Here is a 22,144-nt window from a genome sequence, read left to right as displayed (position 1 = left end):
CCACCCGGGGCGCTGACCCGGTGGACGCCGTCGGCCTGACCTACGCCATCGCCGGCGGCGCTGCGCTGCTGGCGGCCCTCCTGCCGCGGCTGCTCCGCCGGGCACCGGTGTCCGAGCCGATGATCGTGGTGGCCATCGGCATCGTCGTCTTCGCCCTGGCCGACGGGCTGCCCACGCCCGACCCGATGGCGCACGAGACGATCACGGTGCACCTCACCGAGGTCTGCGTGATCGTCTCGCTGCTCGGCGCCGGGCTGGCCCTGGACCGGCCGGTGGGCTGGCGGCGCTGGGCGTCGACCTGGCGGCTGCTGGCGGTGACCATGCCGGTGGCCATCGCGGTGACCGCGCTGCTCGGCGGCTGGCTGCTCGGGCTGGGGGCGGCCGCCGCCGTCCTGCTCGCCGCCGCCCTTGCGCCGACCGACCCGGTGCTCGCCTCCGAGGTGCAGGTGGGCGAGCCCAGCGACGACACCGAGAGCGAGGACGAGGCGCGCTTCGCCCTCACGTCGGAAGCGGGGCTGAACGACGGGCTGGCCTTCCCCTTCACCTACGCCGCGATCGCCATGGCCACCCTCGGTGCCGCCCCGTCGAACTGGCTGGGCGGGTGGCTGGCCGTCGACGTGCTGTGGAAGATCACCGCCGGGGTGACCATCGGCATCGCCGTCGGCTGGGTGCTGCGGCTGCTGTTCTTCTCCCACCGGTCCCGCAGGGCGGGCCTCGCCGACCGGGCCGGCGGGTTCGTGGCGCTGGCCTCGGTGTTCCTCACCTACGGCGCCGCTGAGCTGGCGAACGGCTACGGCTTCGTCGCGGTGTTCGTCTGCGCGTGCACCATCCGGGCGGGGGAGCGGTCGCACGGCCAGCACCAGGTGCTGCACACCTACGTCGAGCAGCTGGAGCGGCTGCTCACCGTGGTCGTGCTCGTGCTGCTCGGCGGCGCGGTCGCCCGGGGCGCGCTCGCCGACGTGACCTGGGCCGAGGGCGTGCTGGTCGGGCTGGTGCTGCTGGTCGTCCGCCCGCTGACCGGCTGGCTCGGGCTCGCCGGCGGGGCGACCGGACCCCGCGAGCGGGCGGTCATCTCGTTCTTCGGCGTCCGCGGCATCGGGTCGCTCTACTACGTCGCCTACGCCACGGGCGAGGCGGAGTTCGCCGGCGCCGAGCAGATCTGGCGGGTCACCATCCTGGTCGTGATCGCCTCGGTGGTCGTGCACGGCGTGACGGCGACCCCGGTGATGAACTGGCTGGACCGCCGTCGCGCGCTGACCGCCGAGACCGTGCACGGCTCGGCCGACCGCGCCCCGGTCACCAAGGTCTGAGCCGGCTCAGCCGACCAGCGCCCGGACGACGACCACCGCCCCGACGACGACCAGCGCGAGCAGGACGACGGCCACCAGCAGGCAGCCCGCGGCGGACGCGACCTCGGCCGGCGAGGTCCTCGTCCGGACGGCATCACGACGAGGCGGCCCGACCCAGACCGCCGACCCGTCGGCCAGGGCGGCGGAGTGGGCGCGGAGGTGCTGCAACCGGCGCCGGCCGAGGGGGTCGCCGGGCTCCGACCCGTCGGGCCAGCGCAGCGCCTCGAGCCGCCGGTCGGGGTGCGGGTACAGCGCCTCGAACGCGGCCACCTCCTCCGGCCGGGCCGCGCCCCCGAGGTAGGCCCAGCGCCCGGCCTGGGCCGCGTCGCCGGTCCGGCGGTAGGTGTCGGCCAGCCGCTCCCGGAGGTCGAGCCGGTGCGGGAAGGCCTCGACCAGCCCGCGCAGCCGCCGGCGGGCGAGGTCGACCCGGTCCTTGACGAGGTCGCCCGCCACCCGGGTGAGGGTCTGCTCGACGGGCACGGGCGGAGATGTTCGCAGGTGGGCCCGGGGTTGGCGAGCAGGTTGCCGGGCACCCGGCGACCGGACCCGGCCGCCCCGGCCCTGCAGCGACGCCTACGGTGGCGGCGTGAGCGTGCGGCGGTACTTCTACGACACCGAGTTCATCGAGGACGGCACGACCATCGACCTGGTGTCGATCGGCGTGGTCGACGAGACGGGCCGGGAGTTCTACGCCGTGAGCACCGAGTTCGACCCGGACCGGGCGATCCCGTGGGTGCGCCGCAACGTGCTCGACCAGCTCCCGCCGCCGGCGGACAAGGCGTGGCGCAGCCGGCAGCGGATCCGCGAGGACCTGCTGTCCTTCCTCACCGCACCCGGCGAGGAGATCGAGCTGTGGGCCTGGTTCGCCGCCTACGACCACGTCGCGCTGGCCCAGCTGTGGGGCGCGATGCCGGCCCTGCCGCGGCCGATCCCGCGGTTCACCCGGGAGCTCCGCCAGCGCTGGGACGACGTCGGCCGCCCGGCGTTCCCGCCCAAGCCCACCGGCACCCACGACGCCCTGGTCGACGCGCGCTACAACCTGGCGCGCTGGGAGATCATGCAGGCCGCCGCGCCGTGACCGTCGCCGAGATCCGGACGCTGCTGGCCCGGGCCTTCGTGGCCGATCCGCTGATGGTCTGGGTCTTCCCCGACGAGCACGACCGGCAGCAGGCCCTGGCCGCCTGGCTCGGGCTCATGGTCGAGCGGTACGTCGAGGCCGGTGAGGTGGACGTCGTCCGGGAGGAGCGCCTCGCTGCGGTGGCGCTGTGGCGCCGCCCGTCGACGACGCTGGCCGGGCCGGCCGACCTGCTGCCCACGGCCGACGGCCTGCTGCGCGCCCTCCTCGGCGCGGACCGGGCGGCGGAGGTCGCCGCGGGCTTCGCCGCCGTCCGCGCCGGGACGCCGGAGGACGACGTCCCGCACTGCTACCTGCACTTCCTGGCGGTCGACCCCGACGCCCGGCGGCGGGGGCTCGGCGCGCGGCTGCTGGCCGGCGTCCTGGACCGGTCCCGTGCGGCCGGCGTGCCCCTGCGGCTGGACACGACGAACCCGGGCAACCTGCCGTTCTACGAGTCGCACGGCCTGCGGGTCCGCTCGGAGGCGCGGCTCGGGCCGACCGGACCGGTGATGTGGGGGCTGCAGAGCACGGGGACGACGACAGGGGCCGCCGCCAGCTGAGCGCTGCCGACGGCCCCTGGGCCCGTGCGGGGGCCGCCTAGACGGTGAAGACGTTGATCAGCCGGGTTAGCTCACCGGAGAGCTGGTCCAGCTCGCGGGCGGCGGTCCGCGCCTGGTCGACGTCGGCCGCGGTGCGGTCGGCGTCGGTGGTGACGTCGTTCATGGTCTCGGTCACCGAGCTGGCGCCGTCGGCGACCGAGCTGACGCTGCGGGACAGCTCGTTGGTGACCGCCGTCTGCTCCTCCACCGCGCTGGCGATGGTGGTCTGGTGGTCGTTCATCTCGCGGATGACCCCGACGATCTGGCTGATCGAGCCGACCGCCGCGCTGGTGTCGGCCTGGATCGACTGGACCCGCTGGTGGATCTCCTCGCTCGCGCGGGAGGCCTCCTGGGCCAGCTCCTTGACCTCGGTGGCGACGACCGCGAAGCCCTTGCCGGCCTCCCCGGCCCGCGCCGCCTCGATGGTGGCGTTGAGCGCCAGCAGGTTGGTCTGCTCGGCCACCGCGGAGATGACCTTGACGACGTCGCTGATCTCCGCCGAGCTGGTGCCCAGCGCGGCGATCGCCGTCTCGGTCTTGGCGGCCAGGTCGACCGCACCCTGGCCGACGTGGCTGGCGTCGCTGGCGCTGCGGGCGATCTCGCGGATCGCCGAGCCCATCTGCTCGGCCCCAGCGGCCGCGGAGGAGACCCCGGAGCTGATGTCGGAGGCCGCCTGGTGGGCGTGCCGCGCCTGGTCCCGGCTGCGCGAGGCCCGCTCGCTGAGGCCGTCGGCCACCCGGGCGACCCCGGAGGCGGAGACCGCCAGCGACCCGGCGGCGACGCCGATGTCGCGGATCGTGCCGGCGACCTTGTCGACGAACCGGTTGAAGGCACCGGCGAGCTCGCCGACCTCGTCGCGGGAGGAGTCGTCGACCCGCTGGGTCAGGTCGCCCTCGCCGTCGGCGATCTCGGCCATCCGCTGCCGCAGGCTCTCCAGCGGCTCGGTGAGCCGGCGGCCCAGCCACCAGGCCAGCACGAAGCCGATGACGGCGACCAGCAGCGCGGCGACGACCAGCGCGGTGAACATCGAGGAGCGGCCCTCGTCGAGCCGGGTGACCGGGCCGGCGAAGTCGCTGTCCTGGGCGTCGACGGCGATGACCCAGTCCCACGGCTGGTAGTAGGCGACCTGCACCGTGTGGGTGCCGCTGTCGGCGTCCCGGTACCGGACCGTGGCCTGCGCGCCGTCGGTCAGGGTCAGCGCGGCGTCGACGATCTCCTGGACGTAGGCCGTGCCGTCGGCGTCGGTGGTCTCCAGCAGGTTGGTGCCGTCGGTGCTGCCGTCCGGGCTGATCAGCACCGTGCCGGCGCGGTCGCCGGTGGCGCCCAGCACGGTCACGTCCCCGTTCTCGCCGACGGCGGTGTTCTGCACGCTCTCCCGCAGCGTCGGCATGGCCTCCTGCTTGACGCCGACGTAGATCATGCCGATGACCTGGCCGCCCGCGTCGAACAGCGGCTGGTACGCCGTCACGTACCAGGAGTCGACGACGAACGCCGTCCCCCGGTAGGTCTGGCCGGCCAGCACGGCGGCGATCACCGGGCTGGGCGTGCCGTTGGCCCCGATGGCCGGGATGTAGGTGCCGATGGCCCGGCTGCCGGTCGCGCTGACCACGTTCGTGGCCACCCGCAGCATGTTCCCCTCGGCGTTGAGCCGCTGGAAGATCGTGGCGGTGCCGCCCACCAGCCCCTGGATCTGGTCGACGACCGGCGTCGGGGTGTTGACGTCGGCGTTCTGCCCCAGCCAGGTGCCACCGACCTCGACGCGGGGAAGCGCGACGGGGGTGACCTCGCTGGTCACCTGGTTCTTGGCGTCCCAGGTGACGGTGTTCTTGGTGGTCGAGCCGAGGGCCAGCCCGCCGGCCTGCTGCAGCACGTAGTTGGCCACCTGCAGGTCGGTGTCGACCTTCGCGGCGGTCGACTCGCCCTGGGTGGAGACGACGTCGTACACGCCGTCCGCGGTCTGCTCGATGCTGTGGCCGACCATGTCCTCGACGTCGGTCCTGGCGTCGTCGGCGAACTCACCGCTCTGCCAGGCGCTGACGCCGACCATCGCCGCCCCCGTGACGGCGACGCTGGCCACGGCCAGCGCCACCACCTTCGTCCTGATGCCCCAACGCACGTGTGCCCCCTGGCCCGCTTCCCCGGGCGGGAGTCCTCCCGCCTCAGCGTGCTCATCGGCAGGCGGTCCGATCACCGGTACGGGTGTGACCGAACCGAGACACCGGGGCCGACGGGCCGCTCACCTGCGGATCGCCCCTGCCGCTGAGCCCGCCGGTGCGGCATCATCGGCCCCCTCATCCGGCACCACGGGCCCTCCGGAGGCGCACGTGCGCATCGGCATCCTGACCGGTGGGGGCGACTGCCCCGGCCTCAACGCGGTCATCCGGGCGGTGGTCCGCTCCGGCACCACCCAGCACGGCGACGAGGTGGTCGGCTTCCGGGACGGCTGGCGCGGGGTCGTGGACGGCGACACCGTCCCGCTCGACGTCGCCGCCACCCGCGGGCTGCTGCCCCGCGGGGGCACCGTGCTGGGCACCTCGCGCACCAACCCCTTCGCGCTCGACGGCGGTCCGGAACGGGTGCTGGAGACCTGCCGGCGGCTGGGCATCGACGCGCTGGTGCCGGTGGGCGGGGAGGACACCCTGGGCGTCGCGCACCGGCTGGCGGGGGCGGGGCTGCGGTGCGTCGGCGTCCCCAAGACCATCGACAACGACCTGGACGCCACCGACTACACGTTCGGCTTCGACACCGCCGTCGGCGTCGCGTCCGAGGCGATCGACCGGCTGCACACCACCGGCGACAGCCACCACCGGGCGCTGGTGGTGGAGGTGATGGGCAGGCACGCCGGCTGGATCGCGCTGCACGCCGGGATGTCCGGCGGTGCCACCGTGGTGCTGGTGCCCGAGCGGCCCTTCGACCTCGACGCCGTGGTGGCGCACTGCCAGCACCGCTTCGACTCAGGCTTCAGCCCGATCGTGGTCGTCTCCGAGGGCGCGGTGCCCGCCGACGGGCACCTGACCACGGCCACCGGGCAGCGGGACGCCTTCGGGCACGAGCGGCTCGGCGGGATCGGGGAGGCGCTGGCCCGGGTGATCGAGCAGCGCACCGGCCGGGAGTCCCGGGCGGTGGTGCTCGGGCACGTGCAGCGCGGCGGGACGCCGACCCCCTTCGACCGGGTGCTGGCGACCCGCTTCGGGCTCGCGGCCGTGCGGGCGGTGCACTCGGGGGCGTCGGACGTGATGGTCGCGCTGCGCGGCACCGACATCGTGCAGGTGCCGCTGGCCGAGGCGATCGCCCAGCTCAAGCTGGTGCCGCTGGAGCGGTACGAGGAGGCGGAGGTCTTCTTCGGCTGATCCGGGCGCCGCCGTACCCTGGGCCTGTGAGCCTCCCTGAGCCTGCTGACGTGGTCCCGGACCTGGACCGGTGGCGCTCGCTGCCGGCCGCGCAGCAGCCGGAGTGGCCCGACCGGGGCGCGCTGGACGCCGTGCTGTCGACGCTGAAGACCGTGCCGCCGATCGTGGCGCCGGCCGAGGTCGACACGCTGCGCCGCCAGCTGGCCGACGTCGCGCAGGGGAAGGCCTTCCTGCTGCAGGGCGGCGACTGCGCCGAGACCTTCGACCTGAACACCGAGCCGCACCTGCAGGCCACCACCCGCACGCTGCTGCAGATGGCCGTCGTGCTCACCTACGGCGCGAGCGTGCCGGTGGTCAAGGTGGGCCGGGTGGCCGGGCAGTACGCCAAGCCGCGCAGCTCGAACACCGACGCGCTGGGCCTGCCCTCCTACCGCGGCGACATGGTCAACTCGCTGAACCCGGTGCTCGAGGAGCGCATCCCCGACCCGGGCCGGCTGGTGCGCGCCTACGCGAACTCCGCGGCCGCGATGAACATGATCCGGGCCTACGCCCGCGGGGGCCTGGCGGACCTGCACGCCGTCCACGACTGGAACCGCGACTTCGTCGCCACCTCCCCGGCCGGGGTGCGGTACGAGGTCATCGCCCGGGAGATCGACCGGGCGCTGGCGTTCATGAAGGCCTGCGGCATCGACGACGCGGCGCTGCGCGGGGTCGAGCTCTACAGCAGCCACGAGGCGCTGATCCTGGACTACGAGCGGGCCCTGCTGCGGATGTACGAGGGCCGCCCGTACGCGCTGAGCGCCCACTTCGTCTGGGTGGGGGAGCGCACCCGGCAGATGGACGGCGCGCACATCGAGTTCGTCTCCAAGCTGGCCAACCCGATCGGCGTCAAGATCGGCCCGACCACCACCCCGGAGCAGGCCACCGAGCTCGTCGAGCGGCTGGACCCCGAGGGCCTGCCCGGCCGGCTGACCCTGATCAGCCGGATGGGCAACGGGAAGATCCGCGACGTGCTGCCGGCGATCGTGGAGAAGGTGACCGCCAGCGGGCACCAGGTCGTCTGGCAGTGCGACCCGATGCACGGCAACACCCACGAGTCGCCCAGCGGCTACAAGACCCGGCACTTCGACCGGGTGGTCGACGAGGTGCTCGGCTTCTTCGACGTGCACCGCGGCCTGGGCACCTGGCCCGGCGGCATCCACGTGGAGCTCACCGGCGAGGACGTCACCGAGTGCCTGGGCGGCGCCCAGGAGATCAGCGACGACGACCTGAACAGCCGGTACGAGACCGCGTGCGACCCGCGGCTGAACACCGGCCAGTCGCTGGAGCTGGCCTTCCTCGTCACCGAGATGCTGCGCGGCTGATGTACGGCATCGACACCGACGGCCCGGGCTCGACCAGCGGCGCCGTCGACCTGCGCTCGGACACCCTCACCCGCCCCACCCCGGCGATGCGCCGGGCGATGGCCGAGGCCGAGGTCGGCGACGACGTCTACCGCGAGGACCCCACGGTCAACGCGCTGGAGGAGCGGGTCGCCGAGCTCTTCGGCCACCAGGCTGCGCTGTTCGTCCCCTCCGGGACGATGGGCAACCAGATCGGCCTGCGGCTGGTCTGCGAGCCGGGCCAGGAGGTGCTCGGCGACGCCGACGCGCACGTGCTCACCTACGAGATGGGTGCCGCGGCCGCGCTGTTCGGGCTCTCCTCGCGCACCGTGGTCTCCGACGGCGGCCGGCTGTCCGCCGACCAGCTCATCGAGCAGGTCCGCCCGCACGGTGACTGGCACCTGACCGCGACCGCCGCGATCGCGGTGGAGAACACGCACAACCGGGGGGGCGGGCTGGTGCAGCCGCTCGCCGAGCTGCAGCGGCTGTTCGACTGGTCCCGCGGCGCCGGGGTGAACGTGCACCTGGACGGCGCGCGGGTGTTCAACGCCCACGCGGCCTCCGGCGTCCCGCTGGCCACCTACGGCCGGCTCGCCGACACCGCGTCGGTCTGCCTGTCCAAGGGCCTGGGCGCGCCGGTCGGGTCGGTGCTGGTCGCCAGCGCCGAGCGGATCGCCGCCGCCCGGCTGTGGCGCAAGCGCCTCGGTGGCGGCATGCGCCAGGTCGGGGTGCTCGCCGCGGCCGGGCTGCACGCGCTGGACCACCACGTCGAGCGGCTGGCCGAGGACCACGAGCACGCCCGGCTGCTGGCCGAGCAGCTCGGCGTCGACCCGGCGACCGTGGAGACCAACATGGTCGTCGTCGACGACGTCCCCGCCCCCGCGGTCGCCGAGGCCGCCAAGGCCCAGGGCGTGCTGGTCGGCCAGGTGAGCGCCCGGCGGGTCCGGCTGGTCACCCACCTCGACGTCGACCGGGCCGGCATCGACCGCGCGGCCAAGGTGCTCACCCAGGTGGTCGGCGAGCTCACCGGCCGCTGAGGCCGGGCTCGGCACCGAGTCCGGATCGAGACCGGGCAGCAGGCGCGCGGGTGATCATCACTGAGAGAGTGGTGACCTCCTCCGCAGCCGCGGTGGAGACCGCGTCGTCGTCGACTCGAAGAGGTCTCCCGTGCCAGAAGTCGAACCCGTCCTGGGCACCACGCCCCTGCTGCTGATCGCGGTGGCCGCGGTCGGGGTGCTGCTCGTCCTGATCATGAAGTTCAGGGTCCACGCCTTCGTGGCGCTGGTCCTGGTCAGCCTGCTGACCGCGCTGGCCACCCGGATCCCCGTCGGGGACGTGGTGTCCACGCTGCTCTCCGGGTTCGGGACGACGCTGGCCAGCGTCGCCCTCCTGGTCGGGCTCGGCGCGATGATCGGCAAGCTCCTCGAGGTCACCGGCGGCGCGCAGGTGCTCGCGGACACGCTGATCAACCGGTTCGGCGAGCGCCGGGCGCCGCTGGCGCTGGGCGTGGCCTCGCTGCTGTTCGGGTTCCCGATCTTCTTCGACGCCGGGTTCGTCGTCTTCCTGCCGATCATCTTCAGCGTCGCCCGGCGCTTCGGCGGGTCGGTGCTCACCTACGCGCTGCCCGCCGCCGGTGCCTTCGCCGTGATGCACGCCTTCGTGCCGCCGCACCCCGGCCCGGTCGGCGCCGGCGACATCCTCGGCGCCGACATCGGCCTGCTGGTGCTCGTCGGTCTCGTCGTGGGGCTGCCCACCTGGTACGTCGCGGCCTACCTGTACGGCAAGTGGGCCGGCGAGCGCTTCCACGTGCCGGTGCCGGCCGACGTGGACGGCTCGTCCGCCGGTGGGGGCGACGGCAGCGGTGGGGGCGTGGCGACGGCGGTCGACCGGAAGGCGCCGCCGCGGTTCAGCACGGTGCTGTCCCTGCTGCTCCTGCCGTTGGTGCTCATCCTGCTCAACACCGGCTTCACCACCTTGGCCACCGCCGGGGCGGTCGACGAGGAGGCCGGCTGGCTCCAGTGGGTCACCCTGCTCGGCCAGACCCCGGTCGCCCTGCTGATCACCGTGCTGGTGGCCATGGTCGTGCTCACCCGCGAGCGGTTCAGCCGCGCGGAGACCGAGAAGCTGCTCAACGACTCGCTGGGCCCGGTCTGCGCGATCATCCTGATCACCGGCGCCGGCGGCATGTTCGGTGGCGTGCTGCGGGCCAGCGGCATCGGCACCGCGCTGGCCGACAGCCTCGAGTCGATCGGGCTGCCGGTCATCGTCGCCGCCTTCGTGATCGCCACCTGCCTGCGGGTCGCCCAGGGCTCGGCCACGGTGGCGCTGCTGACCACCGCCGGGCTGATCGCCCCGGCCGTCGAGTCCGCCGACCTGTCCCGGCTGGACGTCACCCTCGTGGTGATCGCGATCGCCTGCGGCGCCACCGTGCTCTCCCACGTCAACGACTCCGGGTTCTGGCTGGTCGGCCGGTTCCTGGGGATGGACGTGAAGACCACCCTGCGCACCTGGACGGTGATGGAGACGCTCATCGGCGTGGTCGGGTTCGCCATCGCCGCGGTGCTCAGCCTGGTCGTCTGACGCGCGAGGGCCGGGTCGCCCCCTGGGGAGCGACCCGGCCCGGCAGCCCGCTGGGCTCAGTAGGAGCTGAACAGCAGGTCGTTGTTCGCCGTACGGGTGGTGGGCACCCGGTCCTTGGTCGTGGCCGCGGTGATCGCCGCCGACACGGTGGCCGGTGACGCCGAGGGGTTGCCCTGCAGGTAGAGCGCTGCGACACCGGCGACGTGCGGGGTGGCCATCGAGGTGCCGCTGATCGTGCTGGTCGCGGTCGTGGAGGTGTACCAGTCGCTGGTGATCCCCACGCCCGGGGCGAACAGGTCGACGCAGGCGCCGTAGTTGCTGAACGAGGCCGGAGCGTCGTTCCGGTCGGTGGCGCCGACGGTCAGCGCGGCCGGCACCCGGGACGGGCTGCCGCCGCAGGCGTCCTGCGGCACCCCGCGGGCGTCGCCGTTGCCGGCGGCCACCGCGTAGGTGACGCCGTCGGCGATCGACCGCTGCACCGCGGCGTCGACCGCCGAGCTGACGCCCCCGCCCAGGCTCATGTTGGCCACCGCCGGGGCGCCCGCCGGGTGGTTCGCGGTGACCCAGTCGATGCCGGCGATGACCCCGGCGTTGGTGCCGCTGCCGGCGCAGTCCAGCACCCGGACGGCGACCAGCCGGGTGCCCTTGGCCACGCCGTGGCGGGTGCCGCCCACGGTGCCGGCGACGTGCGTGCCGTGGCCGTTGCAGTCGTCGGCGCTGCCGCCGTCCACCGCGTCGTAGCCGGACACCGCGCGGCCGCCGAAGTCGGTGTGCGACAGCCGGATGCCGGTGTCGATGACGTAGGAGGTGACCCCCGCGCCGGTCGCGCCGTAGGTGTAGGAGGAGCTCAGCGGCAGCGCGCGCTGGTCGATCCGGTCCAGGCCCCAGGTGGCCCCGGACTGGGTGGCGGCCAGCTGCACCGGGGCGTCCGGCTCCACGGCCGCCACTCCGGGCAGCGTGGCCAGCCGCTCGGCCACCGCCGTGGGCAGCGTGACGGCGAAGCCGGTGAGCGCGGCGGTGTAGACGTGGTCGACCTGCCCGCCCAGCCGGGCGGCGGCCTGCTCGGCGAGGGCGGCCGCCGGCGAGCCGGGGGTGAGGCTGACGATGTAGGTGCCCGTCGGGGGCGCTGGGGCGGCGGCAGCGGTGCCGGCGGTGGCCCCGACGCCGGTGGCGGCCAGGGCGGTCACGGCGGCGGTGGCCAGGGTCTTCCGGAGGTGCACGGGTGGTTCTCCTCGGTCCGGGGAGTTGCACTCTGAGGTGCAACACAGACACGCAGAGTGAAGCCCGGCGTCTTCCTGAGCGAAAGTAATGAGCCGGTGCAATCGATCCCGTCCCGGCGTTTCGTGCGTCCGGGCGCGTCGCCCCGGGGCGGGTCAGGCGGGCAGCAGGGCGCCGTCGCGCAGCGCGCACAGCAGCGCGATGTCCCTGGCGTGCCCGTCGTCCTCGCTCGGCGTCTCGACCACCACCGGCACCCCAGCCACCTCCGGGTGGGCGAGCAGCTCGGCGAAGGGCGCGGCGCCGATCGACCCGGCGCCGATGGTGGTGTGCCGGTCGCGGGTCGAGCCGCAGGCGTCCAGCGAGTCGTTGGCGTGCACCAGGCCCAGCCGGCCGGCGCCGACGGTGGCGACCAGCGCGTCCAGGGTGGCGGTCATCCCACCGGGCACCGAGAAGTCGTGGCCGGCCGCCCAGGCGTGGCAGGTGTCGAAGCAGACGCCCACCGCGGGGTGGTGCTCCAGCGCCGCCAGGTAGGGCCCCAGGTCCTCGACGGTGGCGGCCAGCGACCGCCCGCCGCCGGCGGTGGGCTCGACCAGCAGGCGGGGGCCGCCCTCGGGCAGCTCCTCGAGCAGCGGGAGCAGCCGCTCGTGCAGCTGGCCCAGCGCCGCCTCGTAGCGGTCCTCGCCGACGGCCGACCCGGCGTGCACCACCACCCCCTGGACGCCCAGCTGGGCGCCGCGGAGCAGGTTGTGCCGGATCGTGGCCACCGACTGGTCGACCGTGGCCTCGCTGGGCGAGCCGACGTTGACCAGGAACGGGGTGTGGATGAAGGAGGGCACCCCGCGCTCGGCGCAGCCGGCGGTGAACGCGGTGTCCTGCGCCGGGTCGCCGGCGCTGGGCTTCCAGCCCCGGGGGTTGCCGACGAAGACCTGGACCGCGCGGGCGCCGACGGCGTCGGTGTAGGCCAGCCCGCCCTTGGCGAGGCCGCCCTTGATCTGCACGTGTGCCCCGATCGGGGGCACGGAGGAGCCGAGCGCTGTCACGAGGGGCGGGTCACCCGAACGTCACGAGGATGGTGACGGTCGACCCGACGTCGACGGTCTCGCCGGCCGACGGCGTCTGGCGCAGCACGTTGTTGCCGAAGAACTGCTGGACCTGGACCTTGAGCCCGGCATCCTCCAGCGCCTTCACGGCGTCGTCCTTCTTCTTGCCGGTGACGTCGGGGACGGCGACCTGGGGGAGCCCCTCGGACACCGTGATGGTCACCGTGCTGCCGTAGGGCTGCTCGCCGTCGCCCGGACCGGGGTCGACGCCCATGACCTGCCCGGTGCCCACCGCGGCGCTGCGGCCGGTGTCCCGCTCGACGGTGAAGCCGAGCTGCTCGAGGGTGCCCTGGGCGGCGTCGGGGGACTGGCCGACCACGTTGGGCACGTCGACCGGGGAGTGCCCGGCCGAGACGACGATGGTGACGGTGTCGCCGCGCTTGAGGTCGGTGCCGGCCTGCGGCTCGAAGCCGAGCACCAGGCCGGCGTCGACGTCGTCGGAGAACTGCTCGCGGGTGGCGGTCGCGATCGGCAGGGTGCCCAGCTGGGCCTGGACGTCGGCCAGCGGCAGGCTGGTGAGCGCCGGGTCGACCTCGAACCGCTCCGGGCCCTTGGAGACGACGAGCTGGACGTCGGAGCCGCGGATCGCCTCGCCGTCGGCGGGGTCGGCGGAGATGACGACACCGGCGGGGACCGTCTCGCTGAACTGCTCGTCGGCCAGGGCGGGGTCCAGCCCGGCCTCCTGCAGCATGCCGATCGCGGTGTCCTGGTCCTGGTTGACCAGCTCCGGGACGTCGACCCAGCGGCCGGAGCCGAGCCACCAGCCGATCGCGCCGATCGTGATCGCCAGCAGCAGCACCAGGGCCAGGGCGAACCGGGCACGGCGACGCCGGATGTGCGGCGGCACGCCGGGCCGGGCGACCGGCTGCCGGGGCGCGACACCGGGACGGGCCTGGCCGACCGAGGTGGTCGGGCCGCCGCCCATGCCGGGCAGCACCGTGGTGCCGCGGCCGTCCCGCCCGCGGGGGACCCGGGCGCCGCCGATGACCTCGGTGCGGGGGTCGCCGGCGGGCGCGGGTGCGCTCGGGTGGCGCGGTCGCGGCGCGGTAGGGCGGTTGGTGGGCCGCAGCGTCGCGGTCGGGTTGTCGGCGGGCCGCCCGGTGGGCACCGGCACCCGGGCCAGGCCCAGGTCGGCGCGCAGGTCGGTGAGCTCGGCGAGGAAGGCACCGGCGTCCAGCGGTCGGGCGGCCGGGTCGCGGCGGGTGGTGCGGGCGACCAGCTCGTCGACCTGCCACGGCACGCCGGGCACCTCGGCCGAGGGGGCCGGGACGTCGTGGTGCACGTGCTGGTAGGCGACGGCCAGCGCGCTGTCGCCGGCGTAGGGCGGGTGGCCGGTGAGCAGCTCGTAGAGCATCACGCCGGCGGCGTAGACGTCGCTGCGGGCGTCGCTGCGCCCGCGCTCGAGCTGCTCGGGGGAGAGGTAGGCGACCGTGCCGATGAGCACGCCGCCGGTGTGGCTGGTCTGCCCGGTGCCGGCCACGGCGCGGGCCAGCCCGAAGTCGGCCACCTTCACCTGGCCCTCGACGGAGATCAGCACGTTCTCCGGCTTGACGTCGCGGTGCGCGATGCCGGCCCGGTGGGCGGCGGTCAGCCCGGCGAGCACCGGCTCGAGGACGGCGAAGGCCTCCCCGACGGTGAGCCGGCCGCGGGCCTGCAGCAGGTCGCGCAGCGTGCGGCCGCGGACCAGTTCCATCACCAGGTAGACCAGCCCCTGGTCGGAGCCCTGGTCGCTGACCGAGACGACGTTGACGTGGCTGAGCATCGCGGTGGCCCGGGCCTCGCGGGTGAACCGGTCGACGAACGCCGGGTCGTGGGCCAGGTGCTCGGCCATCACCTTGACCGCCACGGTGCGGTGCAGGCGCAGGTCGGTGGCCGCGTACACGGTGGACATGCCGCCACGCGCCAGCCGCTCCTCGAGGCGGTAGCGCCCCTCGAGGACGAGGCCGACCACGGGGTCGGTCACGACGGTGTCCACGGGGCTGAGTCTAGGAGCGGATCGCGACCGGTGGACCGATCAACACGGACGTCGCGGTCACGGTCTGGACACCAGTGACCTGGAGTGGCCAGGTGCGCCCCGTGGGGCGGGCGGGGTGGACGCCGGGCGGGCGCCCCGTCCAGCGACGGCACCGGGCCCGGACGGTCCCGGGGTGCGCTGATCAGCGCCACCCCGGTCAGCGCCATGCCGCGCGGGCGACGGCGTCCCGGCCCACCGCCCGCACGTCGTCGAGTCCGCACAGCGCCATGGTGTGCGCCAGCTCCCCGGTCAGCCCGCCGATCACCCGCGCCACGCCGTCCGCGCCCCCGGTCGCCAGGCCCCAGATCGCCGGCCGGCCGACGAAGACCGCCCGGGCGCCGAGCGCGAGCGCCGTCAGCACGTCCGAGCCGGAGCGGATGCCGCCGTCGGCGTAGACCTCGGCCTCGGTGCCCACCGCCTCGACGACCTCCGGCAGCGCTGCGGCGCTGGCGACCACCGGGTCGGCCTGGCGCCCGCCGTGCGTCGACACCCACACCGCCGAGGCCCCGGCGGCCACGCAGCGGGCGGCGTCGTCGCCCCGCAGCACCCCCTTGACCACCACCGGCAGCCCGGAGAGGTCGGCGAAGCGGGCGATGTCGGCGGTGGTCCAGCGGGGCGTCCCGGCCGGCGCGGGCCCGGTGCCGTCGGCGGGTGGGTGGTGCGGCAGCGGCAGCCCCGCCGGCAGCGCGAAGTCGTTGCGCAGGTCGCGCAGCCGCCGGCCGAGCACCGGCAGGTCGGCGGTGAGCACCAGGGCGGTGTAGCCGGCCCGGCCGGCGCGGCGGGCCAGGTCGTCGGTGTGCGCGGGGGAGTGCAGCCGGTAGAGCTGGAACCAGCGCGGGCCGGTCGGGCGCACAGCGGCCACGTCCTCCAGCGAGGTGGTGGAGCTGGTCGAGACGGTCACCAGCGCCCCGGTGGCGGCGGCGCCCCGCGCGGTCGCGCGCTCGCCCTCGGGGTGGGCCATCGCCTGGTGAGCCCAGGGCGCGATCCCGACGGGGGTGGCGACGTCGGTGCCCAGCAGCGTGGTGGCCAGCGCGACCGGGCCGACGTCGGTCAGCACCCGGGGCCGCAACCGCCAGGCCCGCCAGGCGGCGGTCGCCTCGCCCAACGTGGTCTCCCGGTCCGCGCCGCCGGCGAAGTGGTCGACGACGTCGGGTGGGAGCAGCTCGCGGGCCTGCCGTTCCAGCGCGTCCAGGTCCAGGTACGCCGGGTCGGCGGGGTGCGCCGGCTCACCGGCCGCCCGCCGGCGCTGGGTCAGCCGGGGACCGGTCGTCGGCTCCTGCGCACTCGCCATAGGCTGGGAGCCTATGGACACGCTCACCCCCGCGGAGGTCGCCGAGCAGCTCGGCGTCTCGACGAACAAGGTCCGCCAGCTCATCGCCGAGCGGAAGCTCATGGCGGTCCCCGGGAGCGGCAACAGCAAGATCCCGGCGGACTTCGTGCAGGACGGCGCCGTCCTCAAGCACCTGCCCGGTCTGCTCACGGTGCTCCACGACGGCCGGTTCACCGACGAGGAGGCCTTCGAGTGGCTCTTCCGCGCCGACGACTCGCTGCCCGGCACCCCGGTCCAGGCCCTGCGCGACGACCGGCACACCGAGGTCACCCGCCGGGCGCAGGCCCTGGCGCTGTAGTCGTCGCCGGCTGATGGGGCACCTGACCTACCTGTCGCTGCTGGTCGGCTGCCTCGTCGTCACCGCACCGCTGGAGCTGCTGCTCGGGGTGCGGGTCTACGCCCGCTGGCGCCGGCTGGTGCTGGCGGTGCTGCCGGAGTTCGCCGTGTTCGTGGTCTGGGTGCTGTACGCCATCGCCGAGGGCCACTGGGACTACAGCGACGACCACACCCTCGGGGTGCGGCTGCCCGGTGGCATCCCGGTCGAGGAGGTGCTGTTCTTCCTCGTCGTCCCGCTGGCCTCGGTGCTGGCCCTGGAGGCGGTGCGAAAGGTGACCGGCTGGGACGCCGGCTACCCCGCCGAGGAGGCCGACGCGTGAGCTACTCGGCCCTGGCGGTCACCGCCGTCGTCGCGGTGCTGGTGCTGGACCTCGCGGTCTACCGGACCCGGATGGTGACCCGGCCGGTCTACTGGACCGCCTACGCCATCATCGTGTTCTTCCAGCTGCTCATGAACGGGGTGCTGACCGGCCTGGGCGTGGTCACCTACGACCCCGACGCCATCTGGGGGCCGCGGATCGCCTACGCCCCGGTCGAGGACCTGCTCTTCGGCTGGGCGATGGTCACGCTGACCCTGGCCAGCTGGGCGGCGGTCAACCGGCGGGCGAACACCGCCAGGCGGCGCGGCCGGGACACCGACACCCGGCGGTCCAGCACCCGGTAGTCGGCCCGCTCGATCGCGCCGAGGATGCCGCCGTACAGCTCGGTGGCGGCCCGGACGCAGTCCCGCGACTCCGGCGCGAGCATCGGGGTGCCGGGCGCGGCGTCGTCGTAGCGGCGGCGGACCACCTCGACCATCTCCCGCATCAGCTGCCGGAACCGGTCGTCGAACCGCTTGGACTCCAGCTGCTCGCGGGTCACCCCGTGGGCGGCCATCAGGTCGGCGGGCAGGTACACCCGCCCGCGGTCGACGTCCTCGCCGACGTCGCGCAGGAAGTTGGTCAGCTGGAAGGCCTCGCCCAGCGCGATCGCGTGCGGGGCGGCCTCCTCCCGGGCCACGCCGGGCGCGGTGCCGAGCACCGGCAGCACCTGCAGGCCGATCACCGACGCCGAGCCCCACATGTAGCGGTCCAGGGCGGCCAGGTCGGCGTAGCCGGTGACGTCGAGGTCGCTGGTCATCGCGGCCAGGAAGTCGACCAGGTGCTCCCGCGCGATGTCGTACCGGCGGTAGGTGTGCACCAGCGCGAGCCGCACCGGGTCGTCGGACCAGCCGGCCTCGAGCTCCTCCAGTGCCGCCTTCGACCAGGCCAGCAGCTCGCCCTCGGGGTCGCGGCCGGGCTGGTCGGCGCCGACGTCGACGATGTCGTCGGCCACCCGCGCGGCGGCGTAGAGGGCGTGGACGGCCGGCCGGCGGTCAGGGGTGAGCAGCCGGGTGGCCAGGAAGTAGGACTTGCCGTGCTCGGCGGCGATGCCCCGGCACACCGCGTAGGCGGCGTCCAGCGCGGCCTGCTGCTCGGCCCGGGTGGCCGGCGGGACGGCGCTCACGCCCGCACCGGCCCGGTGATCCGCTCGGCGGCCAGCCGGCCGCTGATCACCACCATCGGGACGCCGACCCCCGGCTGCACCGAGGAGCCGGCCAGCACCACGTTCTCCGGGCCGCTGCGGGGCAGGGTCGGCGGGCGGAACGGGCCGGTCTGGCCGAAGGTGTGCGCCAGGGCGAACGGCGTGCCGGCGGCCATGCCCTGCTCCGCCCAGTCCAGCGGGGTGAGCAGCTCCTCGACCTCGACGGCCTCGCCGATGCCGGTCCAGCCGCGCGCCTCCAGGGTGCCCAGCAGCTCGTCGCGGTACCGCGGGGCGAGCGCGTCCCAGTCCAGCCCGGCGTTGCCGCCGCTGCGCGGGTCCAGGTTCGGCGTGGGGGCGACCACGCTCAGCACCTGGCCACCGTCGGGTGCCAGCGAGCGGTCGGTGGCCGAGGGCATGCTGACCAGCAGGCTCGGGTCGCTCATCGGCCGGCCCTCGCGGGTCAGCTCGGCGAAGACCTGCTCCCAGGCGGCACCGAAGCTGATCGTGTGGTGCGCCTGGCCGGGCAGCTCGCTGCGCACGCCCAGGTGCAGCGCCACGCAGGACGGGGAGTAGACCGGCCGCCGGGGGCCGCGCAGCCCGGGCACGAGCCGGTGCGGGGCGTCGGCGGTGACGACGACGGCGTCGGCCGGCAGCCGCTCGCCGCCGTCCAGCTGCACCGCGGTGACCCGGCTGCCGGACAGCTCCAGCACCGCCTCGGTGTCGTAGCGGAAGTCCACGCCGGCGTCGGCGGCCGCGGCGGCCATCGCCCTTGGGACGGCGCCGATGCCGCCCACCGGGTGCCAGACCCCGGCGCCGATGTCGAGCTGGGCGATGACGGCGTAGGCCGCGATCGCCCGGAACGGCGAGACACCGGCGTACAGCGCCTGGAAGCTGAACAGCCGGCGCAGCCGCTCGTCGGCGAAGAAGCCGGCCACGTGCGAGGACAGCCGGCGGAACCCGCCGCGGCGGACCAGGGTCAGCAGCTCGGGGCCGAGCAGGTCCAGCGGGGAGTCCAGGTTCCGGTCGATGAAGGTGCGCAGCTGCAGCCGGTAGAGCTCGGCGAGGTCGTCGAGGTAGCGGTGCAGCGCGGCGGCCTCGCCGGGCCCGCACAGCTGCTCGACCTCGGCGGCGAACCGGCTCCGGTCGGCGTGCACGTCGAGGTGCGAGCCGTCGGCGAACTGCGCGCGGTAGGTGGTGTCCAGCGGGAGGAGGGTGAGCCGGTCCGCCATCCGGTCGCCCACCGCGGCGAAGGCGTCGGCGAGCACCTCGGGGGCGGTGAAGACCGAGGGTCCGGTGTCCAGGGTGTAGCCGGCCCGGGTGAGCACGCCGGCCCGGCCGCCGGGGCCGGGGCCGCGCTCGACGACGGTGACCTCGCGGCCGGCGCCGCGCAGCCGCAGCGCCGTGGAGAGCCCGGCCAGGCCCGCGCCGACGACGACGACCCGGTCGGTGCGGCCGGGGACGGTGCGCAGGGTGCGGCTCACGCTGCGCGCGTCGTCGCGGCGACGGACAGCGCGTCCAGCGCGCGGCGGGCGTCGGCGGCCAGCGGGGCGGACGCGATCGCCTCCCTGGCGCGGCCGGTCTGCGCGGCGATGCGCTCCTCGACCCGGGCCAGCGCGCCGCTGCGGGTCATCAGGGTGCGGACGCCGTCGAGCTCGGCGGCGGTCGCGGCGGAGTTGCCCAGCGCGCCGGCCAGCAGCGCCCGGCCCGCGCCGTCGGTGCCCTCCTCGGTCAGCGCGACCAGCAGGGTGCGCTTGCCCTCGCGCAGGTCGTCGTCGGCGGACTTGCCGGTGACGGCGGGGTCGCCGAAGACCCCCAGCACGTCGTCGCGCAGCTGGAACGCCTCGCCGAGCGGCAGGCCGATGGCCGAGCAGGCGTCCAGCGCCGCGGGTCCCGCGCAGGCCAGCGCGGCGCCCAGCTGCAGCGGCCGCTGCACGGTGTAGCCGGCGCTCTTGTAGCGGGCGACCTTGAGCGCGCCGGACGGGCCGGGCAGGCCGCCGGCCGCGCGGAGCAGGTCGAGGTACTGGCCGGCGGTCACCTCGGTGCGCATGGTGTCCCAGACCGGGCGGGCCCGGGCCAGCGCGTCGGGGGAGATGCCCGAGCGGCGCAGCAGCTCGTCGGACCAGACCAGGGCCAGGTCGCCGACCAGGATCGCCGCGCCCACGCCGAACGCCACGCCGTCGCCGCCCAGGGACTGCCCGCTGTGCCGAGCGCTGAAGCCGACGTGGGTGGCCGGCCGGCCGCGCCGGGTGTCGGCGGCGTCCATCACGTCGTCGTGCACCAGCGCGCTGCTGTGCACCAGCTCCAGCGCCGCGACCGCGCGGAGCACCGCGTCGTCGGCCTCGCACGCGCTGTCGTCGGGGTCGACGAAGCCGCGCCAGCCCCAGTAGGCGAACGCCGGGCGCAGCCGCTTGCCGCCGCCGGCCACGGCGGCGACCTCGTCGGCCACCGGCACCAGCTCGGCGGCCATGCCGGCCAGCGTCTCGCGCTGCTCGGCCAGGAAGGCGTGCAGCGCCGACTCCACCGCGCCGCGCAGCCGGTCCAGGTCAGCGGCTGCCAGGGGTGGCACGGCGCCGCCGTCGATCGTGGTGTCGCGCTGCTGCGTCCCGGCTGTCACAGAGCGAGTATTGCGCAACTCGGCGGGGCGCGACTCCCGCTCGGCCGGGTGCTGCGCCCGTGGGTGGCCGATCGCCCGTACCCTCGCGTGTCATGACCGGCACCGTGCGCGAGCTGCTGCAGTCGGAGCGGCCCACGTGGTCCTTCGAGTTCTTCCCGCCCAAGGACGAGGTCGGCGAGGCCCAGCTGTGGACGGCGCTGCGCGAGCTCGAGCGGCTGCGCCCGTCGTTCGTCTCGGTCACCTACGGCGCCGGCGGCTCCACCCGCGAGGGCACCGTCGCGGTGACCGAGCGGATCGCGGCCGAGACCACGATGCTGCCGCTGGCCCACCTGACCGCGGTCGACCACAGCGTCGCCGAGCTGCGCCACGTGGTGAGCCGGCTGGCCGCGGCCGGGGTGCGCAACCTGCTCGCGCTGCGCGGTGACCCGCCGGGCGCCGACCCGCAGGCCGAGTGGGTCGCCCACCCCGACGGGCTGCGGTACGCCGCCGAGCTGGTCGAGCTGATCAAGGGCATCGGCGACTTCTCCGTCGGCGTCGCGGCGTTCCCCGAGATGCACCCGCGGTCGCCGGACTTCGAGGCCGACACCGACATGTTCGTGGCCAAGTGCCGCGCCGGAGCCGACTTCGCGATCACCCAGATGTTCTTCCGGGTGGAGGACTACCTGCGGCTGCGGGACCGGGTGGCCGCCCGCGGCTGCGACGTCCCGGTGATCGCCGGGGTCATGCCGGTCACCAGCGCCCGGCAGATCAGCCGGATCGTGCAGCTGTCCGGCCAGGCGTTCCCCACCGAGCTGGCCGACCGGTTCGCCGAGCTCGACGGCGACACCCCGGACCACAAGCGGGCGGTGCGCGCCCACGGCGTGGAGGTGGCCACCGACATGTGCCGGCGGCTGCTGGACGAGGGCGTGCCCGGCATCCACTTCATCACCATGAACCGGTCGACCGCGACCACCGAGGTGTACGAGTCGCTGGCCGGGGTCAGCGCGCTGTGACCACCGGGCCGGCGAGCAGCTCGTCGGCCCGCCGGGCTGCGCGGCGCAGCCCCTCCCGCTCGGCGGCGTAACCGCCAAGCACGCCCACGACCGGGAACTGGGCCAGCGCCCGGTGCCGGAGCTTGCCCTTGGGCCGGGCGTCCAGGGCGTCGTCGACCCGGCCGAGCAGCCGGGCGGCCCGCCACAGGCTGCGGGCGACGCCGTCCACCCCGGAGCGGTCGTCGCCCAGCGCCTCGTCCAGGTACACGCCGCGGCTGCGCGCCAGCAGCGGCTCCACCCGCTCGGCGGGCAGGTCGCGGCCCAGCAGCACCCGGGCCAGCAGCGAGACCCGGCCGGCCTGGTCGGTGACCTGGTGCTCGCGGGCGACCCCGAGGACGACGAGCGCCTGCACGGCCGACCCGACGGTGTTCTGCAGCGGCAGCAGGTCGGCGAGCTTGCCGGCGAACCGCGGTGCGGCCGAGACCCCGGCGGCCACCCGGCTCACCTGATCGGCCCACCACGCGGCCCGCTGCGCCGGGGGCAGCTGCGGGGGGCGGCCGAGCCGCTGCACCAGCGGGGCGAGCCCGCGGTCCACGCGGCGCAGCACGTCGACGACGACGGCATCGCTGATCGGGGCGGCCATGACGACCGACCGTAGGGGCTCCCCGCCGGCGCCGCAGG

At 75.2% G+C, this 22,144-nt stretch carries 20 protein-coding genes and 1 pseudogene; 11 read left to right on the top strand and 10 right to left on the bottom strand.

Annotated elements, in window-relative coordinates; all coding sequences use genetic code 11:
- Nucleotides 1-20: 20 nt before the first annotated feature.
- Nucleotides 21-1,310 (top strand): cation:proton antiporter, encoded by a 1,290-nt coding sequence (locus tag FHX36_RS07040; RefSeq protein ID WP_220036021.1) that lies wholly within the window; start codon nucleotides 21-23, stop codon nucleotides 1,308-1,310.
- Between the two features lie 6 nt (nucleotides 1,311-1,316).
- On the opposite strand, the gene FHX36_RS07035 is transcribed toward FHX36_RS07040, so the two are convergent.
- Nucleotides 1,317-1,829: a DUF6584 family protein gene (locus tag FHX36_RS07035; protein WP_110553251.1), complete on the bottom strand. Its 513-nt coding sequence runs from the start codon at nucleotides 1,827-1,829 to the stop codon at nucleotides 1,317-1,319.
- Nucleotides 1,830-1,935: 106 nt separating this feature from the next.
- Between FHX36_RS07035 and FHX36_RS07030 the strand changes: the two genes are divergently transcribed.
- Entirely contained in the window at nucleotides 1,936-2,427 is a 492-nt protein-coding gene (locus tag FHX36_RS07030) for a polyadenylate-specific 3'-exoribonuclease AS (protein WP_258372905.1), read from the top strand.
- Complete coding sequence (locus FHX36_RS07025) at nucleotides 2,424-3,026, top strand: GNAT family N-acetyltransferase (RefSeq protein ID WP_183513637.1); 603 nt, start codon at nucleotides 2,424-2,426, stop codon at nucleotides 3,024-3,026. The genes FHX36_RS07030 and FHX36_RS07025 overlap by 4 nt, the downstream gene beginning before the upstream one ends.
- Nucleotides 3,027-3,063: 37 nt before the next feature.
- Here the strand turns inward: FHX36_RS07025 and FHX36_RS07020 are convergent, their stop codons facing one another.
- Nucleotides 3,064-5,181 carry a methyl-accepting chemotaxis protein gene (locus FHX36_RS07020; RefSeq protein WP_110552677.1) on the bottom strand — a complete coding sequence of 706 codons (2,118 nt, stop codon included), beginning with the start codon at nucleotides 5,179-5,181 and terminating at the stop codon, nucleotides 3,064-3,066.
- A gap of 208 nt (nucleotides 5,182-5,389) precedes the next feature.
- Here FHX36_RS07020 and FHX36_RS07015 point away from each other — a divergent pair, with 208 nt between their 5' ends.
- From FHX36_RS07015 to FHX36_RS07000, 4 genes are all read left to right on the top strand, one after another.
- On the top strand, nucleotides 5,390-6,415 hold the full coding sequence (locus tag FHX36_RS07015) for a 6-phosphofructokinase (protein WP_110552676.1): 1,026 nt from the start codon (nucleotides 5,390-5,392) through the stop codon (nucleotides 6,413-6,415).
- A gap of 26 nt (nucleotides 6,416-6,441) precedes the next feature.
- Complete coding sequence (locus FHX36_RS07010) at nucleotides 6,442-7,779, top strand: class II 3-deoxy-7-phosphoheptulonate synthase (protein WP_110552675.1); 1,338 nt, start codon at nucleotides 6,442-6,444, stop codon at nucleotides 7,777-7,779.
- Complete coding sequence (locus FHX36_RS07005; protein ID WP_110552674.1) at nucleotides 7,779-8,834, top strand: threonine aldolase family protein; 1,056 nt, start codon at nucleotides 7,779-7,781, stop codon at nucleotides 8,832-8,834. Before FHX36_RS07010 ends, FHX36_RS07005 begins: the two co-directional genes overlap by 1 nt.
- A gap of 130 nt (nucleotides 8,835-8,964) precedes the next feature.
- Entirely contained in the window at nucleotides 8,965-10,377 is a 1,413-nt protein-coding gene (locus tag FHX36_RS07000; protein ID WP_110552673.1) for a GntP family permease, read from the top strand.
- A 56-nt stretch (nucleotides 10,378-10,433) separates the two neighbouring features.
- Here the strand turns inward: FHX36_RS07000 and FHX36_RS06995 are convergent, their stop codons facing one another.
- The 4 genes from FHX36_RS06995 to FHX36_RS06980 all read right to left on the bottom strand — a co-directional run bounded on the left by FHX36_RS06995 (nucleotide 10,434) and on the right by FHX36_RS06980 (nucleotide 16,000).
- Nucleotides 10,434-11,597, bottom strand: a complete 1,164-nt coding sequence (locus FHX36_RS06995) for a S8 family peptidase (protein WP_110552672.1) — start codon at nucleotides 11,595-11,597, stop codon at nucleotides 10,434-10,436.
- 153 nt (nucleotides 11,598-11,750) lie between these two features.
- Nucleotides 11,751-12,635 (bottom strand): deoxyribonuclease IV, encoded by an 885-nt coding sequence (locus FHX36_RS06990; protein WP_258372795.1) that lies wholly within the window; start codon nucleotides 12,633-12,635, stop codon nucleotides 11,751-11,753.
- A 10-nt stretch (nucleotides 12,636-12,645) separates the two neighbouring features.
- Nucleotides 12,646-14,670 (bottom strand): Stk1 family PASTA domain-containing Ser/Thr kinase, encoded by a 2,025-nt coding sequence (gene pknB / locus FHX36_RS06985; protein ID WP_183513636.1) that lies wholly within the window; start codon nucleotides 14,668-14,670, stop codon nucleotides 12,646-12,648.
- A gap of 196 nt (nucleotides 14,671-14,866) precedes the next feature.
- Nucleotides 14,867-16,000: an alpha-hydroxy acid oxidase gene (locus tag FHX36_RS06980; RefSeq protein ID WP_110552271.1), complete on the bottom strand. Its 1,134-nt coding sequence runs from the start codon at nucleotides 15,998-16,000 to the stop codon at nucleotides 14,867-14,869.
- Between the two features lie 13 nt (nucleotides 16,001-16,013).
- Between FHX36_RS06980 and FHX36_RS06975 the strand changes: the two genes are divergently transcribed.
- From FHX36_RS06975 to FHX36_RS22690, 3 genes and pseudogenes are all read left to right on the top strand, one after another.
- Entirely contained in the window at nucleotides 16,014-16,337 is a 324-nt protein-coding gene (locus tag FHX36_RS06975) for an Rv2175c family DNA-binding protein (RefSeq protein WP_110552272.1), read from the top strand.
- A 13-nt stretch (nucleotides 16,338-16,350) separates the two neighbouring features.
- Nucleotides 16,351-16,695 (top strand): lycopene cyclase domain-containing protein, encoded by a 345-nt coding sequence (locus FHX36_RS06970; RefSeq protein ID WP_110552273.1) that lies wholly within the window; start codon nucleotides 16,351-16,353, stop codon nucleotides 16,693-16,695.
- A pseudogene (locus FHX36_RS22690) lies at nucleotides 16,692-16,901 on the top strand (lycopene cyclase domain-containing protein); the annotation flags it as partial. The gene FHX36_RS06970 and the pseudogene FHX36_RS22690, both read left to right, overlap by 4 nt.
- On the opposite strand, the gene FHX36_RS22685 reads toward FHX36_RS22690, so the two are convergent.
- The 3 genes from FHX36_RS22685 to FHX36_RS06950 are packed head-to-tail and all read right to left on the bottom strand — an operon-like array spanning nucleotide 16,898 to nucleotide 20,492.
- Nucleotides 16,898-17,860 (bottom strand): phytoene/squalene synthase family protein, encoded by a 963-nt coding sequence (locus FHX36_RS22685; protein ID WP_258372721.1) that lies wholly within the window; start codon nucleotides 17,858-17,860, stop codon nucleotides 16,898-16,900. The pseudogene FHX36_RS22690 and the gene FHX36_RS22685 sit on opposite strands and share 4 nt — an antisense overlap.
- Nucleotides 17,857-19,359 carry a phytoene desaturase family protein gene (gene crtI / locus FHX36_RS06955; protein ID WP_220035935.1) on the bottom strand — a complete coding sequence of 501 codons (1,503 nt, stop codon included), beginning with the start codon at nucleotides 19,357-19,359 and terminating at the stop codon, nucleotides 17,857-17,859. The genes FHX36_RS22685 and crtI overlap by 4 nt, the downstream gene beginning before the upstream one ends.
- The gene (locus FHX36_RS06950) at nucleotides 19,356-20,492 is read right to left on the bottom strand and encodes a polyprenyl synthetase family protein (protein ID WP_110552275.1); all 1,137 of its coding nucleotides are present in this window, start codon (nucleotides 20,490-20,492) and stop codon (nucleotides 19,356-19,358) included. The genes crtI and FHX36_RS06950 overlap by 4 nt, the downstream gene beginning before the upstream one ends.
- 92 nt (nucleotides 20,493-20,584) lie before the next feature.
- On the opposite strand from FHX36_RS06950, the gene metF reads away from it, so the two are divergent.
- Nucleotides 20,585-21,484 (top strand): methylenetetrahydrofolate reductase [NAD(P)H], encoded by a 900-nt coding sequence (gene metF, locus FHX36_RS06945; RefSeq protein WP_110552276.1) that lies wholly within the window; start codon nucleotides 20,585-20,587, stop codon nucleotides 21,482-21,484.
- Here the strand turns inward: metF and FHX36_RS06940 are convergent.
- Nucleotides 21,471-22,106 (bottom strand): hypothetical protein, encoded by a 636-nt coding sequence (locus FHX36_RS06940; protein WP_110552277.1) that lies wholly within the window; start codon nucleotides 22,104-22,106, stop codon nucleotides 21,471-21,473. The genes metF and FHX36_RS06940 overlap by 14 nt on opposite strands.
- Nucleotides 22,107-22,144: the final 38 nt, after the last annotated feature.

It is taken from the genome of Modestobacter versicolor, assembly GCF_014195485.1.
GTDB classification, from domain to species: Bacteria; Actinomycetota; Actinomycetes; order Mycobacteriales; family Geodermatophilaceae; genus Modestobacter; species Modestobacter versicolor.
This window is presented reverse-complemented; position numbering and strand designations above follow the sequence as displayed.